The organism is Amycolatopsis sp. M39, assembly GCF_001651785.1.
GTDB classification, from domain to species: domain Bacteria; phylum Actinomycetota; class Actinomycetes; order Mycobacteriales; family Pseudonocardiaceae; genus Amycolatopsis; species Amycolatopsis rubida.
Window position 1 is genome coordinate 89,774 of record NZ_LWSF01000034.1, and the last position, 15,749, is coordinate 105,522.

The following is a 15,749-nucleotide window of genomic DNA, read 5'->3' on the forward strand; positions in this document are numbered from 1 at the left end:
GGCACCTCCCAGACCTCGTGTTGTCCGACCTTTCCGGCTCGCGGGCGGCGAGGTCAACCGGATGACAGAGATCTGGCCGGTTTCGACCGGACAGACATCCGACCGGAGGCACGCCTCATACCCGCCGCGCTTCCCGTGCTCGCCGCGCGCGTCCGGCGGCTAGCCTCGACGGGCATGACAGAACCCGCCACCCGGAACGTCGAGGGCTACGAGGTCGGCTCCGGCGTCTCCGTCATCCGCGAATACGCCACCGAGCCCGGCACCGGACCGCGGCTGCACCGGCACCCCTACCGCGAAACCTTCGTCATCCAGCGCGGGCGCGCGTTGTTCACCATCGGCGACGAGCAGCGCGAAGGCGTCGCCGGGGAGGTGCTCGTCGCTCCGGCGGACACGCCGCACAAATTCGTTTCCCTCGGTCCCGGACCGTACGAGGCGGTGCACATCCACGAGAACGACCGGTTCGTCACCGAGTGGCTGGAGTGAGGCCAAGCCGCATTTGTACGTCCCGTGTATCCCGCTCGGCGATGCTCGGCCCGGACCGACCAGGACCGGGAGGACACGGATGCTCAGGAAACTCGCAGTGCTCACCGCCGGAGCCGCGGCGGCGGCCACGGTCGCCGTCGCCGTTCCGGGCGTAGCCGCGGCGCTGCCGGCGGCGAACATGGAGGCCGTGCTGCTCGCGGCCCAGATCGACCCGCAGCGCGCCGACAGCACGCAGACGCCGGGTGCGCACGACAGCGTCCTGCTGGTCGAGAAGGCGCTGCAGGCCAAGGGGCTGCTGGAGGCCAAGTACGTCGACGGCTACTTCGGCACGACCACGATCGACGCCTACTCGAAGTACCAGAAGTCCCTTGGCTACACCGGAATCGACGCGTCCGGCCTGCCCGGCAAGACGTCGCTGGAGAAGCTCGGCTCCGGCACGTACACGGTGTCGAACGTCGTGTCCGCGGGCAGCCACGTGACCTATCACGGCGTCACGCTGAACACGCGCACCAAGGCCATGCTCCAGGCGGCGGAGAAGCTGTTCGGCAAGGACGTCGGCCTCACCCAGGGTTCGTACAACCCGGGCGGCGTCGGCGCGTCGGCCGGAACGCACGACGGCGGCGGGGCTTTCGACGTTTCGGTGGCGAACATGTCCTCGGGGACCCGCGTCGAATTCGCCAAGGACCTCCGGAAGGTCGGGTTCGCGGCCTGGGTGCGCACGCCCTCCCAGGGCGACTGGGGCTACCACATCCACGCGATCGCGGTGAACGATCCGGATCTGTCCTCGGGCGCGCAGCACCAGGTCGGCGGGTACTACCTCGGGCAGAACGGCCTCGCCGACCACGGCAAGGACGACGGCCCCGCGGTCAACCCGAAGCTGACCTGGGAGCAGTACCAGCGCGGCTGACCCGCCCGGCTGCCGCAGTTGCTGGCGCGAGTGCGGCAGCCGTGGTTTTCTGGTGCCATGGCGGGAAACACATTTCGGTTCGGGGTCGTCGCGGCGGCGCAGGAGGGCGGCGCGAAATGGCGCGAAACGGCCCGCCGCGCGGAGGAGCTCGGATATTCGACCCTGCTGTCGCCGGACAATCTCCATCTCCCGACCCCGACCGCCTCGCTGGCGGTCGCGGCGGCGGTGACCACCGAACTGCGGGTCGGGACGTTCGTCTTCGCCAGCCCGCTGCGCACGCCGCGCGCGGCCGCGTGGGAGGCGCACAGCCTCAGCGTGCTCACCGACCGCCGGTTCGAGATGGGGATCGGCACCGGGATCCCGCCGATGCGCGAAGCCGCCGCCGAACTGGGCCTGCCCTATGGCACCGGCCCGGAGCGGCTGGCCCAGGTGTCGGACACGATCTCGCACCTGCGCCGTCTCGACGGCGACGCGCACACGCCGGTGATGGTCGCCGCGGGCGGGCCGAAAGCCCGGCGGCTGGCCGGTGAACGGGCGGACATCGTCACCCTCGCCGGCAGCGTCCTCGCGACGCGTGCCGAGGCCGCGGAGCACGCCGCCGAGATCCGCTCGGCGGCGGGCGGCAGGCAGGTCGAGCTGGCGATGAACATTTTCGTCGTCGGGGAAGAGATCCCGCCGTGGATCCGCGGTTTCATCGGGCACGACATCGAAACCCTCGTCGAGCACGACTCGCTCACCCTGCTGCGCGGCGGACCGGCCGCGATGGCCGAGGAGCTGCAGCGGCGGCGCGAGGAACTCGGGGTCTCGTACTACAGCGTGAACGGGGCTTTCCTCGAAGACTTCGCCCCCGTGATCGCACGGCTCGCCGGATGTTGACCCGGCCGCCACGACCCGCCGGCCACAACACCATCGCAAAGAACCCAGAGCGCCGTACTGCCGGCGTGAACGGCACCTTCCTCGAACACTTCACCCCGGTCATCGCACGACTCGCCGGACGCTGACCCGCCCGGCGGGAATAGCCGCGCCCGCCGGTGAATTGCATCGAGGGTGAAAGCTGTGACCTACCGCCAGTTCGGCGGCCCGGAAGTGCTGACCTTGTCCGAACTCGCCGTGCCGGAGCCAGGGCCGGGCGAGGTGCGCGTGCGGATCGTCGTGTCCGCGGTCAACCCGACCGACTGGAAAGCGCGCTCCGGCTCCCGTTTCGGCGCCGAGGCCGAATTGTCCGTGCCCAACCAGGACGGGGCCGGCGTCGTGGACGCGGTCGGCGCCGGGGTGGACGGATTCTCCGCGGGCGACCGGGTGTGGCTGCTGCTGGCCGCCGCGCACACGCCGACGTCCGGGACCGCGCAGGAGTACACCGTGCTTCCGGCGGACCGGCTCGTCCCGCTCCCCGACGAGTCCGGTTTCGACGAGGGCGCCGCTTTCGCGATCCCGGCGCTCACCGCGCACCGCGCGCTCACCGTCGCCGAGGACGGGCCGCGACGGCTCGCCCCGAAGGCGTTGGCCGGCAAGACGATTCTGGTCAGCGGCGGCGCGGGCGCGGTCGGCAACGCCGCGATCCAGCTGGCGCGCTGGGCCGGAGCGACCGTGATCGCCACGGTCAGCACCGAGGACAAAGCCTCACTCGCGCGCGCCGCCGGTGCGCAGCATGTCGTGCGGTACACCGAAGGAGACGTCGCCGCGGCGATCCGGGAAATCGCGCCGGAGGGGGTCGACGTGATCGTGGAGGTCGCCGCCGGCGTGAACGCTCCCCTGCACGCCGCGGTTCTCCGTCCGCGCGGGGTGGTCGCGGCCTACGGCGACGACCGCGGCACCGGAACCGTGACTGTCGACTTCGGACAGAACGTCTTCCTCAACAGCCGCTACCAGTTCCTGGTGCTCTACACCGTCGGATGGGACCACCTGCACGCCGGTGCGGAAGACCTGAACGCCGCCCTGCGCGACGGCGGACTGCGACTCGGCCCCGAGCACGGACTGCCCGTGCACCGGTTCCCGCTGGCGGAAACGGCTCGCGCGCACGAGGCGTCGGAGAAGGGCGTCACCGGAAAGATCCTGATCGACGTCAGCTGAACACCGGCTCGACCCCGGTCAGCTCCGCGCTCGCCGCCCACACCCGGGCGGCGGCTTCGGCGTCCGCGTACGGTCCGCGCACCGGCTCCGGCCGGGGCTTTCCCTTGAGGCCGAACACGCGCGGACCCCAGATCTGACCACTGTGGACATCCGGACCGACCGCCGCCCGCACCGCTGGCCGCGCGCCGCCGTCCTTGCCCTGCAAGGCAATGCGCGCGAGGTTCAGCTTCGTGCCCCGCACGTGCAACGGCGGCCGGTCCGGAGTCAGGCGGTCCAGCGCCCCGCCAGGATGCGCGACGACACTGAGCCTGCTGCTCCCGGCGGCCCGCAGCCGCCGATCCAGCTCCAGCGCGAAGAGCGTCTGCGCGAGCTTCGATCGTTCGTACGCGGTTTTCGGCTGATAATCCCGCTTGCTCTCCAGATCGGCGAAATCGAGCTTCGCCGATTTCGCCGCGAAGCTGCCCATGGTCACGATCCTCGCCCCTGGCCGCAACCGGTCCTGAAGCGCCGCGGTCAGCGCGAAATGCCCGAGATGGTTGACCCCGAACGACATCTCGTGCCCGTCCCGGGTCTCCCGCCGCTGCGGCCCTTCGAGACGCACTCCCGCGTTCAGCACGACCGCGTCGAGTCCCCCGACCTCGATTCCGTTGACCGACGCCAGGTCGGCAAGGTCCAGCCGCGCCCACGACGCGCGCGCCCCCGGCACCCGCTCGCGGAGGACCCGCAGCGCGACCTCCGCCTTCGCCGCGTCCCGGCTGCCGAGCACCACCTCCACCCCCGCCTCGGCCAGCTGCTCCGCGACGAAGTAGCCGATCCCGGCATTGCCCCCGGTCACCAGCACTGTCATGGCATCCTCCTAAAACTGAAGTGATTCCAACTTTAAACCTACTTCAGCTTTGGGGTAGCCTCGGGTCGTGGTCAACACCGGACGACGCGAACGCCGCAAACGCGAAACCCGCCGCAGGCTGGACGAGGTCGCACTGCGGCTGTTCCTGAAGCACGGCTACGACCGGGTGACCGTCGCGCAGATCGCCGAAGAGGCCGACATCTCCGTCGCGACCCTCTTCGCCCACGTCCCGGACGGCAAGGACGCGCTGATCTTCGACGACGGGTCGGAACGCCGGGCCGGAATCGTCGCCGCGGTCCGAGATCGCGCCCCAGACGAACCGGTTCTCGCGGCCTTGCACAAATTCTTCGCTGCCCGCGGCCCGTACTCGACGGACATCCCGCCGGAACACGCCCCGAAACGGGACCTGATCGTGCAGACGCCCGCCTTGCGCGAGTACGCGCGCCGCCTGTGGCATTCCTGCGAACCCGGCCTGACGACCGCGCTGGCCGAGGAAAGCGGCTCACCTCGCGACGACCCGGCCGTGCGGGCTTTGGCGCGGTTCGTGCTGGAGATCCCGGATCTCACCGGCGCCGCACCGGATCCCGCCGCCGCTTTGGCGTCGGTATTCGCGCTGCTCGAATCCGGATGGCCGCCGCGGTCGTGACCCGCGGCATCCGCCGCAAGCATCCTCAGCAGGCAGCACTGACCTCGCGCACTTCGGCGAGCACTTGCCGCACCAGCGAAGCGAAATCCTCGCCGTTCGTCGCGATCCATTCGTCGTGCGCGATCTCCCAGGCGAGCGCACCCAGTTTCGCGGCCACCCGCGCGGTCCGGCCGGGGACGCCGCGGTGTTCGAGCGCCTCGGTCATCGCATCGACGAGACCGATCCGTTTGCGCGCTTCGCGTTCCCGCAATTCCGGATTGGCCTCCAGCACGGCCTGCCGCCGGGCGCTGAACTCGCGCCGGTCATCGGCGAAAACCTCGCGGCCGAGCACGTCCAGGGCGTGCGCCACCGCCTCAAGCGGCCCGGCCGCGGCCGGCGCCGCCGCGATCGCCCCGGCGAGCAGGCCGGTCATCGCGCTTTCGCCGAAGAGCACCTCGCGCTTGTCCGGGAAGTGCCGGAAGAACGTGCTCTTGGTAAGGCCCGCGCGCTCGGCGATCCCGATCACGGTCGTGTTCTCGTAGCCGCGTTCCTCGAACAGGTCGAGGGCCGCGGCGGCGAGCCGCCCTGGTGCGTCCGGTTGCCAGCGAGCCATGGGACAAGTCTACGGGACTTGGTCTCGTCGCTCGGGTACGGTTGATGAGACCAAGTCCCATCACTGACCCGAGGAGAAGCGACCGATGAGCAAAGCTGTCCGTTACCGGCGATTCGGCGGCCCGGAAGCACTCGGCCTGGAGGAGGTGCCCGAGCCGCACGCCGGACCGGACGAGGTCCGCGTCCGGGTCACCGCCGCCGGGCTGAATCCGATGGACTGGCAGATCGCCGCCCGGCCGGAAACGGCGGCGCGGTTCGGCATCACGCTGCCCGCCGGATTCGGCAGCGATTTCGCCGGAGCGGTGGACGAAACAGGAGCCGAAGCCTCCGGATTCACTGTGGGCGACCGGGTGTACGGGGGCGCGATCGGCCGGTCCGTCGCCGATTTCGTACTGGTCAAAACTCCCGCCTCGACGCTGTGGCGCACACCGGAGGGCATCAGCGACGAGGTGGCGAGCACGCTCCCGGTGGCCGGTCTGACGGCCTCCGCCGCGCTCGCCGCGATCGGGCTCCGCTCCGGGGACACTGTCCTGATCGGCGGAGCAGCGGGCGGCGTGGGCATCTTCGCCGTGCAACTGGCGAAGCTGGCCGGCGCCCGAGTGCTCGGCACCTCCTCCGAGCGCACATTCGGCTTCCTGCGCGAACTCGGCGCCGAACCCGTGGCATACGGCCCCGGCCTCGCGGATCGGGTGCGCGCCTTGGCGCCAGAAGGGATCACCGCGGCGACCGACCTGTTCGGCAGGGAGACAGCCGAGACCGCGCTCGGACTCGGCGTGGCTCCCGAGCGGATCTCCACCGTCGCCGACGGCCCCGCCTTGCCGGGCGTGCGTGCGACAGGTGCGTTCGACGCGGATTCCGGTGCCCTCGAACGGATCACCGGCGCGATCCGCATCGGGGAGCTCACTGTGCCGATCGCCGCGGCCTTTCCGGTCGAGCAGATCCGCGAAGCGGTGACGATGCAGGCCGGACGCCACGTGCACGGCAAGATCGTGGTCGCGCTGTGAACCGTTGACACAGCGCCGGAAACCAAGTCCGGACTTGGTTTCCGGAACGCCGTGCGCCGCGGAACTCGCCGCAGCCGCGGCCGGGCCGCCCGGCGCCGTTCTCGACGGCAGACGCCGGAAACCCCGTTCCCCCCAACGGCCCTGCCGCTTCCCCGAACCGGACGCCGCTGCGTTCACCGGCCGTTACCACACGCCGCGGACCGGGCGGAACCTGACTTTCGCAGGTATCGCGGAGACTCCGGTCACCGGTATACCTTGACACCGGTCCAGGAAAGGTCTGGACCACTCTGCGGACCGGTACTGGTGTCCGAACGGACGTCTCCGCCGTCCGCCCGAGTCGTCCTATGTGGAGGCATCATGCACCGGCTGGACGCGGCACAGGATTACGCGCTCGGTTTGTTCCGCATCGTCGTCGGGTTCCTTTTCGCCTGCCACGGCGTGAAATCGCTGTTCGGAGTGCTCGGCGCGCACGGCACGGCGCAGGCGGGCGCCTGGCCGGGCTGGTGGGCCGCGCTGATCCAGCTCGTCGCGGGCGGGCTCGTCCTGCTCGGTGCCGCGACCCGCGTCGCGGCGCTGATCGGATCGGGGTCGATGGCGTACGCCTACTTCTCCGTCCATCTGCCGCAAGGACTTTTCCCCATCGAGAACGGCGGCGAAGCGGCCGCGATGTTCTGCTGGGCGCTGCTGCTGCTCGCGTTCACCGGCCCCGGCCGGCTCGCGCTCAGCGGGGCGCTTTCGGCTCTGCGGCCGCGTGACTCGCGCGTCGGCGCGGTCCCGCACGCCTAGCTAACCCACTGCCTGTCCCCGGGTCGACCCGCGCACTATCAGTTCGTACTCCGCCGGCCCGGGAACAGGCGGCTCGATCCCTTCGACCCGGTCGACGAGCACCGCCACGGCCGTGCGGGCCAGGCGCACCGGCCGCAGATCGACCGCGGTGATCGGCGGAACGCCCGACCGGGTGTGCTCGGAATCGGAATCCGCGCCGCAGGCGATGCGCACGTCGCCGGGCACCGCCAAGCCCCGCGCCCGCGCGGCGGCCAGCACCCCGGCCGCGTGCCGCCCGGTCTGGCAGTACACCGCGTCCGGCGGCGAATCCAGCGCGAACAGCTCCTCTCCCGCCTCGCGGCCGCCCGCCTCCCCCGCGACCTCCGCGCGGCGCACCGCCAGCGGCTGCTGCCCGCGAACGCCAACCCAGTCCAGGTAAGCCCTTTCGGCGTCCAGGTTCCATTCGTTGCGATCGGTGCCCAGCACCGCCGCGACCCGCGTGCCACCCGCCGCGGCCAGGTGGTCGAGCACCTCGGCGACGATCCGCCCGGTGCCGAGGTCGAGGTAGTCCGGCGACGCGGGCCGCGCCGGATCCCGCCCGACGCCGAGGAACGGCACGCATTCGCGGTCCAGCATGGTGATCAGCGGATCGTTCTCGACCGGTTCGGTGATCAGGAATCCGTCGCAGGCGAGCCCGACCGCGGGCGCGTCGGCCCGGGTCGGATCCGGCACCAGCATCAGGCCGTACCCGCGTTCCACCGCGGCCAGCGCGGCCGATCCGGCGAACCGCAGGAAGTAGTCGACGCCCTCCAGGAACGCGGTGTCCGACGGGTCGAGCGGCCGCACCACGAGCCCGAGCACCCCGAGCCTGCTCGACCGCAACCCGCGCGCGACCGTGTCCGGCCGGTAGCCCAGTTCGCGCGCCGCCTCCCGCACCCGCTCCGCGGTCTCGGCCGCGACCGTCCCGTTCCCGCTGAAGGCGTGCGACACCGTCGTCGGCGAAACCCCGGCGCGGCGGGCGACGTCCTTGATGGTCGCCCGCGTTCTTTTCCCGGCCATGGCGCAGCAGCCTAACCTCGCCCAAATCGTTTTGGAACCCGCCGCGGGACGAGCATTGCCCAAATCGATTTGGGTCCTTACCGTGGCCCGAGTCGATTCCCCGGCCCGGAGGTTCGCCATGACCGCTCCCGCCACGCCGCCCGTGTCGCCCGGCGCATCCGCCCCGCCCCCGCCCAGGTCCGGGCGCGGCCCCCGGGTGGAAGCCCACGGCATCGACGTCATCGGCGACGACGAACGGCACGGCCGGGCCCGGGACCTGTTCGGGGTGTGGGCCGCGCCCAACGTCAGCTACCTCAGCCTGGTCGTCGGCGGCGCGCTGGTGCTCAGCGGATTGAGCCTGCCGCAGGCGCTCGCGGTGATCGTCGCCGGCAACCTGTGCTGGGTGCTGGTCGGCCTCGTCTCGGTCAGCGGCCCGGCGGCGGGCGCGCCGAGCGAGGTCATCATGCGGGCGATGTTCGGCGTCCGCGGCAACCGCTTCGTGATCGGCCTGAACGGCTGGCTCGTTTCGGTCTGCTACGTGGCCTTGAGCTGGTCCGCGGCCTCAGTGACGGCCTTCAGCCTGTGCGCGCGGCTCGGCATCGAGCTGAACACCCTGGGCAAGGTCGTCGTGATCGTCGCGGTCGCCGCCGCGACGCTGGTGATCAGCGTCTACGGCCACTCCGTGATCGTCCGCCTCTACCTGCCGCTGGCCATCGTGACGACCGCGGTTTTCCTGGTGCTGGGCGGATTCCTGATCCGGCACACCGCATGGAGCTACCAGCCCCCGGCTCCGCTGCACGGAGTCGCGCTGTGGGCGGCGCTGGCCGGCGGCGTAGCGCTGGTCGCGTCGGCTTCCTTGTCCTACAACAACAGCGCGGACTTCGCGCGGTATCTGCCGCGCGACACCAAACCGTTCGCCGTCGCCGCATGGACTGCCGCCGGAGCCTTCCTGCCGAGCATCGTGTTCACCGCGCTCGGCGCGTTCGCGGCGACCACTTTGGACATGAGCGACCCGCAAGCCGCGCTGGAATCCGTGCTGCCGCCGTGGTTCACCCCGATCTTCCTGATCGCGGTGATCCTCGGCGCGATCGCCAACAACGCGATGACCGTGTACAGCTCCGGCCTCGCGCTGCAGGCGATCGGCGTCCGCCTGCGCCGCTCTCGCAGCGTTCTGCTGGACGGCACGGCCGGCGTGCTGCTCACCCTGTACGCCTTGCTCGTGTCCGATTTTCTCAAAGCAGTCAACGACATGATGCAGCTGATGGTCGTCGTGCTCGGCCCGATGATGGCGATCTACGTGACCGACCTCCTGCTGCGCCGCAACCGCTACGACGGGCACGCACTCGCCGACGAACGCCGCGGCGGCCCGTTCTGGTACGTCGGCGGCGTGCACTGGCCCGGAATCGCCGCCCTCGTCCTCGGCGCGGCAGCTTCGGCCTCCTTCCTCGCGCTTCCCGGGATGTACACCGGGTTCCTCGCGAGCGCGGCAGGCGGAATTGACTTCTCGCTGCCAGCGGGAATGCTGATCTCCGCCGGCGTGTACCTGCTCGCCGGCCGTCCCCGCGCCACCGCCTGACCCCGACCGCGAGGAACGCGATGCACCTGCTCGTCAACGACCCGGAACCGTACACCCGCGGAGTTTCTCGCGGCGTCCAGCTGCGCGAGGGCCTGACCGATGCGCTGGAGCTGTACCTGCGCTGGTTCGACACTCTCGGCCGCACCGAACAGCAGATCCGAGCCGACGCACTCCGGCTGCTGGACAACGTCGCCGCGTGGCGGAACCGCTACGCCGACGAGATCGCGGGCATCGCCGCAGGCGCCGGGATCGACAGTGGCAGGCGGCCGCGCTCAACGGACGCACCGAGATCATCGCGGCCGCACCGAGCACTCAACCGGAATGCTCCACTCTCGTGCGCGTTCCCGAGTCCGGCGCCCCTTACGGCGTTCAAACCTGGGACTGGCACATCGAGCTCGCGGAGTGCTGGCACACGCAGGAAGTCCGCGGCACGCGGTACGCCTTCGCCGGAATCACCGAACACGGCATCCTCGGCAAGATCGGCGTCAACAGCGCCGGTCTCGGCCTGTTCTTCACCATCCTGGGCCACCAGGACGACTCCGCCGCGGGCATCCCGGTCCACGTGCTGGCCGCGGCCGTCCTCGGCGAAGCAGGCAGCATCGCCGAAGCGCTCGACCTGCTGCGAACAGCCCCGATCCGCACGTCCGGCGCCTTCACGCTGCTCGACCCCGGCACGGCAGTCTGCGCCGAGCTGAGCCCGGCCGGAGTAACCGCCCTCGACCCCGAAGCAGGTTTCCTGGTGCACACCAATCACTTTCTCGACCCCGTCGCCGCCGCCCGCGAGAAGCGCGGGCTCTTCGAACCGGATTCCCAGCTGAGGCACGCACTGCTGACCACCCGGCTCCAGGATTGCCCGGCGCCCGCGCACGCCGTCGGCCTCGTCCCCTTCCTCCGCTCCGAACCCGGCGAACCGAAGCTGTGCTGCGTTCCGGACGCGGACGCTTCGTTCGGCGACAGATGGGCCACGCTGGCCACCGTGGTGCTCGAACCAGCTGCCCGAACCGTGCGGATCCACGCAGGCAGCCCGAACACGGCGGCCGATTGGCGCACGTTCGCCGCGGCGGAGACGGTGGTGGCCCGATGACGCCAGTGCACTACCGCGGCGGCCGGATCTTCACCGCGAGCCCGTCCGGCTGGGCGGAATCCATGGTCGTCCGCGGCGAGACCATCGAATACGCAGGCAGCACCGCGGCGGCCGACCGGATCGAAGCACGGGTGGTCGACCTCGACGGGGCCTTCGTGCTCCCCGGTTTCGTCGACGCGCACACCCATCTGGTCATGATGGGCGAAGCGCTGGAGCAAGTGGACCTCTTCTCCGCCACCTCTCCCGAAGACATCCAGCACCGGCTCGCCCGCGCCGCAGCGGACGACCCGGCCGCGCCCCGGATCCTCGGCCGCGGCTGGCTTTTCGACGCGCTCGGCGAGCAAGCGCCGCACCGGAAGCTGATCGACGCGGCGGTCCCGGACCGTCCGGTCTACCTCGCCGCCAACGACGTCCACTCCGCGTGGGTCAACAGCGCCGCGCTGCGCGAACTGGGCATCGACCGCGACACCCCCGACCCGCTCGACGGCCGCATCGGGCGCGACGCGTCCGGCGAACCGGACGGGATGCTCTACGAAACCGCCGCGCTGCAACTGATGCGGCATTTCCTCGACGACCAGACCAGCGACGCCGACCGCGACCGCGCACTGACCTCGGCGTTCACGCACTACCTCGCGGACGGCGTCACGACCGCTGTCGACATGGCGCTCACCGAAGCCGACCTCGCCGCACTGGAACGGGCGCTCGAAGGCGGACGGCTTCCGCTGCGGGTCGCCGGGCACTGGTTGATCGAGCGCACCGGAAACACCGAGGACGACCTCCGCCAGGTCGAGCGGGCGGCGGAACTGAGCGCGCGTCTCTCCGGGCCCTGGCTGCGGGTGGCCGGGATCAAGGTGATGGTCGACGGAGTCATCGACACGTGTACTGCGGCGATGAAGAAGCCCTTCGCGGACGGGAGCCACCCCGGGCCGTTGTGGCCTTGGGAAGCCCTCGCCCCGGTGGTCGCGGCGGCAGACGCGGCAGGCTTGCAGGTCGCGATGCACGCCATCGGCGACGAGGCGTCGGACATCGCGCTGTCGGCGTTGGAGCACGCGATCGAGGCCAACGGCCCGCGCGACCGGCGGCATCGCCTCGAACACCTGGAGACCGTGGCCCCGGAAAACGTCAAGCGACTGGCGGAACTCGGTGCTGTCGCGTCGATGCAGCCGGTGCACGCGGACCCGGCGATCCAGGACAACTGGCGCGCGATGCTAGGCGACGACCGCGTGCGGCGCGGCTACCCGTGGCCGGAACTGACTGCTGCTGGCGCCGTCCTCGCGTTCGGCTCCGACGCCCCGACCGCGCCTCATCCGCCACTGCCGAACATGTACATCGCGACGACCCGCCGTTCCGCGCTGAACCCCGGCCTGGCACCCAACCTGCCGGAATACGCCCTGCCCCTGGCCGAAGCCCTCGCGCACGGCACCCGCGACGCCGCGTACGCGTGCCGATGGGACGGCCTGACCGGACAGCTCGCGCCGGGCCTGGCTGCGGATTTCGTTGTGCTGGACGTAGATCCGTTCACCGAAGCGCCGGATGCGCTGCTGCGGGCCCAGGTGCGGCAGACCTTCGTGGCGGGCAAATCCGATTGACGGCTTCGCCGGGCGTGGGGCAGGGTGGTGATCATGCGGTTTTCGATCTGCATCCCGAACTTCGGCGATTTCGCCGACCCGCGCGCGGTGGCCGAGGTCGCCTCGGCGGCGGAAGAGGCGGGCTGGGACGGCCTGTTCGTCTGGGACCACGTGGTGCTGGACAAACGTCCCGGCCGCCCCTTCGGCGATCCGTGGATCCTGCTCGCCGCAGCTGCCCTGGCCACCAGCCGGATCCGGCTGGGCCCCATGGTCACGCCCGTCGCACGGCGCCGCCCGCAGCAGCTCGCCCGTCAAGTGTCCACTTTGGACCTGCTGTCCGGCGGCCGGGTGGTGTTCGGCGTCGGGCTGGGCGCTCCGCTGGAGGCGGAGTACGCCGACTTCGGCGAATCCGCCGACCCGAAGGTGATCGCCGAGAAGCTGGACGAGGGCCTCGACCTGATCACCCGCTTCTGGACCGGCGAACCGGTGACGTTCTCCGGCAAGCACTTCACCGCCCGCGACAGCACGCTGCTGCCGAGGCCGGTGCAGCGCCCGCGCCCGCCGGTCTGGGTGGCGGGCCGGTGGCCCCACCGGCGCCCGATGCGCCGCGCGGCCCGCTGGGACGGGGTGGTGCCGATCTTCGAATCCGCCGGTCCCACGGGGTTGCCGGACATCGCCGAGGTCCGGGACCTGATCGCCTATATCCGGAGCGAGCGGGAGACCGACGCGCCGTTCGACGTGGTGTTCGGCGGGACGAGCCCGGAGGACCCGGCCAAGGCGCGCGGCCTCGTCGAACCGTTCGCCGAGGCAGGGGTCACGTGGTGGGAGGAAAGCCTGCCGTTCGGGAGCGCGGAGGAGGACAAGCTGGAGCCCGTGCTGCGCCGGGCGGCGGCCGGACCGCCTGCGCTGTAGGCCGGTGAACCGGCTCGGGCAGCGCGCACGGCGAGCGCGGCCGGACGCCGCCCGGGATCCGGCGCCGCGGTGCCGGACCATCGCTCGACGGCGGAATCCGGGCCTGGCTGAACCCCGCCGATCCAGCGCGATCGACCGCCACCGACTCGCCCGACACCCGCCCCAGCGGAAACCCGCCGATCCACAACAATCAACCGCCACCGACTCGCCCAACGCTCGCCCCAGCGGAACCCCGCCGGTTCACAACGATCAACCGCCACCGACACCCCCGACACCCGCCCCAGCGGAAACCCGCCGATCCACAACAATCAACCGCCACCGACGCCCGCCCCAGCGGAAACCCGCCGGTTCAGTGCGACTGGCCCGACTCCGCCAACGCGTCGATCGCCCCCACCAGCTCGTTCAACGCGGGCACGGCGGCCGCGATCAGATGGCGCCACGCCGGATGCACCCCGTCCAGCGCCGCGGCCAGGATCGCGGCGTTGTGCCCCTGCCACCGCTCCACCGCGGCGCGCCCGGTGTCAGTGAGTTCCAGCGCCACCGTGCGCCGGTCGTCCCCGCCGCTGGTGCGGGTGACGAGGTCCCGCGAACGCAGCCCCGTCACCATCGTCGTCACCGAATTCGGCGCGAGCTTCAGCAATTGCGCGATCCGGCTCGGCCGCGCACCGGGGTTCTCGAACAGGCAAGACAGCAATTCCAGCTGCGCGACCGACAGCGTGTTTTCCGGATCGGCAGTGCGCGCGGCCCGCCGCATGGCTCGCCGGAGCCGGGCGACGACGTCGGCGAGGGCGGGTTCGGGCGCGGTCACCGGGCCCGCTCCGGGCGTGCCGCCAGCCCGGTCGCCGCGGCCAGGACGCCCGCCCCGGCCAGCACCGCGAGCGCGGCCGTTTCCCCGCCGGTGTGCAGGCACAGTGTCACCAGCGCCACGCCGAGCGCCGTCCCCAGTCCGCGCGCCATGTTCACCAGTCCTCCTCCGGTGGCCGACATCCGCGCCGGGATCGCGCTCATGACAGCCGAGTTGTTGGCCGGAATGAACACTCCCAGACCCAGCCCGGCCGCGACCAGCGACACGCCCACCTCCCAAGGAGCGGACGCCGGCCCCAGCGCCGCGCACCCGGCCGCCGCGACGAGCGCGCCCAGCACGGTGCGTCCGCGGGAACCGAGCCGCGCCGGCAGCACCCGGTCGGCCAGCACCGCCGCCACCGCGAACCCGGCGGGAAGACACGTCAGCACCGCACCGGTTCCGCCCGCCGTCCCGAGCACCTGCGGCAGCAACGTCAACGGCCCGAACAGCACCAGGTATCCGCAGAGCGCCCCGGCCAGCCCCAGCGAAACCACCGGCGGCCGCAGCACCGACAGCTGCAGGATCGGGCTGCTCGCCGCCTTTTCGCGCAGCACGAACCCGATCGCCGCGCAAACCGTCGCCCCGGCCAGCGCGATGAGCAGCCACCCCGGCAGCTCCAGGCCGGACACCCCGGAAATCACCAGCAGCAACGCCGTCGACGCGGTCGCCAGCAGCCCGACCCCGGCCCCGTCGAACCGGCCCAGCGGAGTGCGCTCGCGAGTACGCGGCAGCAGGTAGCGCCCGGCGATCAGCCCGGCCAGCCCGACCGGCGCGTTGACGAGGAAAACCCACCGCCAGCCGACCGTGTCGACCAGCAGCCCGCCCACCGCGGGCCCGAGCGCGAGCCCCAGCGCCTGCGCCGCCGCCTGCACCCCGAGCGCGGCGCGCGCCCGGTCCTCGCGCACGCTGCGCACCACCAGCGCGACGCTGTTGGCCTGCAGCATCGCCGCCCCGATCGCCTGCACGACCCGGAACGCGACCAGCCAGCCAAGCGTCGGCGCGAGCCCGCACGCGACCGACGCGAGAGTGAAGACGCCGAACCCCTGCACGTAAGTGAGCTTCCGCCCGACCGCGTCGGCCACCCGCCCGACCGCGGCCAGCAAGCCCACCAGCGCGAGCAGATACGCCAGCGACACCCACTGGACGGCGGCCAGCGGAGCCCCGTATTCGTGCTGCAGCGCGGGGAAGGCGAGCGTGACGATGCTGGCGTCGAGCTGCCCCATGAACGCCCCGAAACACACCGCGCCGACCGCGAACCACCCGGCGTTCGGATGGTCCCGCACCACCGCCGGCCGAGGCCGCTCCAGGCCGATCGTCACTGCCGCCTCCCGCTTGATTAGTTCTGCTACAGAACTACAATACGGGATGTACGTACATATGACAGCCCCGGGATGGTGACATTTACCTGAGCGGT

Annotated in this window: 16 protein-coding genes; 11 read left to right on the forward strand and 5 right to left on the reverse strand. The window is 71.4% G+C overall.

Translation table 11 applies throughout. The features are described 5' to 3' along the window. The first annotated feature begins 174 nt into the window (after nucleotides 1-174). The 4 genes from A4R44_RS41280 (at nucleotide 175) to A4R44_RS41295 (ending at nucleotide 3,460) form a co-directional block, all read left to right on the forward strand. On the forward strand, nucleotides 175-483 hold the full coding sequence (locus tag A4R44_RS41280) for a cupin domain-containing protein (RefSeq protein ID WP_067593990.1): 309 nt from the start codon (nucleotides 175-177) through the stop codon (nucleotides 481-483). A gap of 79 nt (nucleotides 484-562) precedes the next feature. Continuing rightward, on the forward strand, nucleotides 563-1,390 hold the full coding sequence (locus A4R44_RS41285; protein ID WP_067593867.1) for a peptidoglycan-binding protein: 828 nt from the start codon (nucleotides 563-565) through the stop codon (nucleotides 1,388-1,390). Between the two features lie 57 nt (nucleotides 1,391-1,447). After that, entirely contained in the window at nucleotides 1,448-2,266 is an 819-nt protein-coding gene (locus tag A4R44_RS41290) for an LLM class flavin-dependent oxidoreductase (protein WP_067593870.1), read from the forward strand. 171 nt (nucleotides 2,267-2,437) lie between these two features. Continuing rightward, nucleotides 2,438-3,460: an NADPH:quinone reductase gene (locus A4R44_RS41295; protein ID WP_067593873.1), complete on the forward strand. Its 1,023-nt coding sequence runs from the start codon at nucleotides 2,438-2,440 to the stop codon at nucleotides 3,458-3,460. Here A4R44_RS41295 and A4R44_RS41300 read toward each other — a convergent pair. Further along, entirely contained in the window at nucleotides 3,453-4,307 is an 855-nt protein-coding gene (locus tag A4R44_RS41300) for an SDR family NAD(P)-dependent oxidoreductase (RefSeq protein WP_067593876.1), read from the reverse strand. The two genes, A4R44_RS41295 and A4R44_RS41300, sit on opposite strands and share 8 nt — an antisense overlap. Before the next feature lie 67 nt (nucleotides 4,308-4,374). On the opposite strand from A4R44_RS41300, the gene A4R44_RS41305 reads away from it, so the two are divergent. After that, nucleotides 4,375-4,953, forward strand: coding sequence for a TetR/AcrR family transcriptional regulator (locus A4R44_RS41305; RefSeq protein WP_067593879.1), 579 nt, complete (start codon nucleotides 4,375-4,377; stop codon nucleotides 4,951-4,953). A gap of 25 nt (nucleotides 4,954-4,978) precedes the next feature. Here the strand turns inward: A4R44_RS41305 and A4R44_RS41310 are convergent, their stop codons facing one another. Beyond that, nucleotides 4,979-5,545, reverse strand: coding sequence for a TetR/AcrR family transcriptional regulator (locus tag A4R44_RS41310; RefSeq protein WP_067593882.1), 567 nt, complete (start codon nucleotides 5,543-5,545; stop codon nucleotides 4,979-4,981). Nucleotides 5,546-5,630: 85 nt separating this feature from the next. On the opposite strand from A4R44_RS41310, the gene A4R44_RS41315 reads away from it, so the two are divergent. Both A4R44_RS41315 and A4R44_RS41320 read left to right on the forward strand, forming a co-directional pair. Next, nucleotides 5,631-6,548 (forward strand): NADP-dependent oxidoreductase, encoded by a 918-nt coding sequence (locus A4R44_RS41315; RefSeq protein WP_067593885.1) that lies wholly within the window; start codon nucleotides 5,631-5,633, stop codon nucleotides 6,546-6,548. Nucleotides 6,549-6,905: 357 nt separating this feature from the next. Further along, entirely contained in the window at nucleotides 6,906-7,334 is a 429-nt protein-coding gene (locus tag A4R44_RS41320; RefSeq protein WP_067593888.1) for a DoxX family protein, read from the forward strand. Here A4R44_RS41320 and A4R44_RS41325 read toward each other — a convergent pair whose 3' ends face one another. Beyond that, the gene (locus A4R44_RS41325) at nucleotides 7,335-8,372 is read right to left on the reverse strand and encodes a LacI family DNA-binding transcriptional regulator (protein ID WP_067593891.1); all 1,038 of its coding nucleotides are present in this window, start codon (nucleotides 8,370-8,372) and stop codon (nucleotides 7,335-7,337) included. A gap of 118 nt (nucleotides 8,373-8,490) precedes the next feature. On the opposite strand from A4R44_RS41325, the gene A4R44_RS41330 reads away from it, so the two are divergent. The 4 genes from A4R44_RS41330 to A4R44_RS41345 all read left to right on the forward strand — a co-directional run bounded on the left by A4R44_RS41330 (nucleotide 8,491) and on the right by A4R44_RS41345 (nucleotide 13,491). Next, on the forward strand, nucleotides 8,491-9,927 hold the full coding sequence (locus A4R44_RS41330; RefSeq protein ID WP_067593894.1) for a cytosine permease: 1,437 nt from the start codon (nucleotides 8,491-8,493) through the stop codon (nucleotides 9,925-9,927). Between the two features lie 196 nt (nucleotides 9,928-10,123). Then, nucleotides 10,124-11,011 carry a C45 family peptidase gene (locus A4R44_RS41335; RefSeq protein WP_198545650.1) on the forward strand — a complete coding sequence of 296 codons (888 nt, stop codon included), beginning with the start codon at nucleotides 10,124-10,126 and terminating at the stop codon, nucleotides 11,009-11,011. Then, nucleotides 11,008-12,600 carry an amidohydrolase gene (locus A4R44_RS41340; protein WP_067593899.1) on the forward strand — a complete coding sequence of 531 codons (1,593 nt, stop codon included), beginning with the start codon at nucleotides 11,008-11,010 and terminating at the stop codon, nucleotides 12,598-12,600. The genes A4R44_RS41335 and A4R44_RS41340 overlap by 4 nt, the downstream gene beginning before the upstream one ends. 33 nt (nucleotides 12,601-12,633) lie before the next feature. Continuing rightward, a complete protein-coding gene (locus A4R44_RS41345) occupies nucleotides 12,634-13,491 on the forward strand; it encodes an LLM class flavin-dependent oxidoreductase (RefSeq protein ID WP_067593993.1) in 858 nt (285 codons plus the stop codon). A gap of 349 nt (nucleotides 13,492-13,840) precedes the next feature. On the opposite strand, the gene A4R44_RS41350 is transcribed toward A4R44_RS41345, so the two are convergent. After that, nucleotides 13,841-14,299 carry a MarR family winged helix-turn-helix transcriptional regulator gene (locus A4R44_RS41350; protein WP_067593902.1) on the reverse strand — a complete coding sequence of 153 codons (459 nt, stop codon included), beginning with the start codon at nucleotides 14,297-14,299 and terminating at the stop codon, nucleotides 13,841-13,843. Next, nucleotides 14,296-15,654 carry an MFS transporter gene (locus A4R44_RS41355; RefSeq protein ID WP_067593905.1) on the reverse strand — a complete coding sequence of 453 codons (1,359 nt, stop codon included), beginning with the start codon at nucleotides 15,652-15,654 and terminating at the stop codon, nucleotides 14,296-14,298. Before A4R44_RS41355 ends, A4R44_RS41350 begins: the two co-directional genes overlap by 4 nt. Nucleotides 15,655-15,749 lie beyond the last annotated feature (95 nt).

Coding starts and splice junctions, on each gene's coding strand:
- A4R44_RS41280 (WP_067593990.1), top strand. CDS start 175: ATGACAGAACCCGCCACCCGGAACGTCGAGGGCTACGAGGTCGGCTCC.
- A4R44_RS41285 (WP_067593867.1), top strand. CDS start 563: ATGCTCAGGAAACTCGCAGTGCTCACCGCCGGAGCCGCGGCGGCGGCC.
- A4R44_RS41290 (WP_067593870.1), top strand. CDS start 1,448: ATGGCGGGAAACACATTTCGGTTCGGGGTCGTCGCGGCGGCGCAGGAG.
- A4R44_RS41300 (WP_067593876.1), bottom strand. CDS start 4,307: ATGACAGTGCTGGTGACCGGGGGCAATGCCGGGATCGGCTACTTCGTC.
- A4R44_RS41310 (WP_067593882.1), bottom strand. CDS start 5,545: ATGGCTCGCTGGCAACCGGACGCACCAGGGCGGCTCGCCGCCGCGGCC.
- A4R44_RS41315 (WP_067593885.1), top strand. CDS start 5,631: ATGAGCAAAGCTGTCCGTTACCGGCGATTCGGCGGCCCGGAAGCACTC.
- A4R44_RS41320 (WP_067593888.1), top strand. CDS start 6,906: ATGCACCGGCTGGACGCGGCACAGGATTACGCGCTCGGTTTGTTCCGC.
- A4R44_RS41325 (WP_067593891.1), bottom strand. CDS start 8,372: ATGGCCGGGAAAAGAACGCGGGCGACCATCAAGGACGTCGCCCGCCGC.
- A4R44_RS41330 (WP_067593894.1), top strand. CDS start 8,491: ATGACCGCTCCCGCCACGCCGCCCGTGTCGCCCGGCGCATCCGCCCCG.
- A4R44_RS41340 (WP_067593899.1), top strand. CDS start 11,008: ATGACGCCAGTGCACTACCGCGGCGGCCGGATCTTCACCGCGAGCCCG.
- A4R44_RS41345 (WP_067593993.1), top strand. CDS start 12,634: ATGCGGTTTTCGATCTGCATCCCGAACTTCGGCGATTTCGCCGACCCG.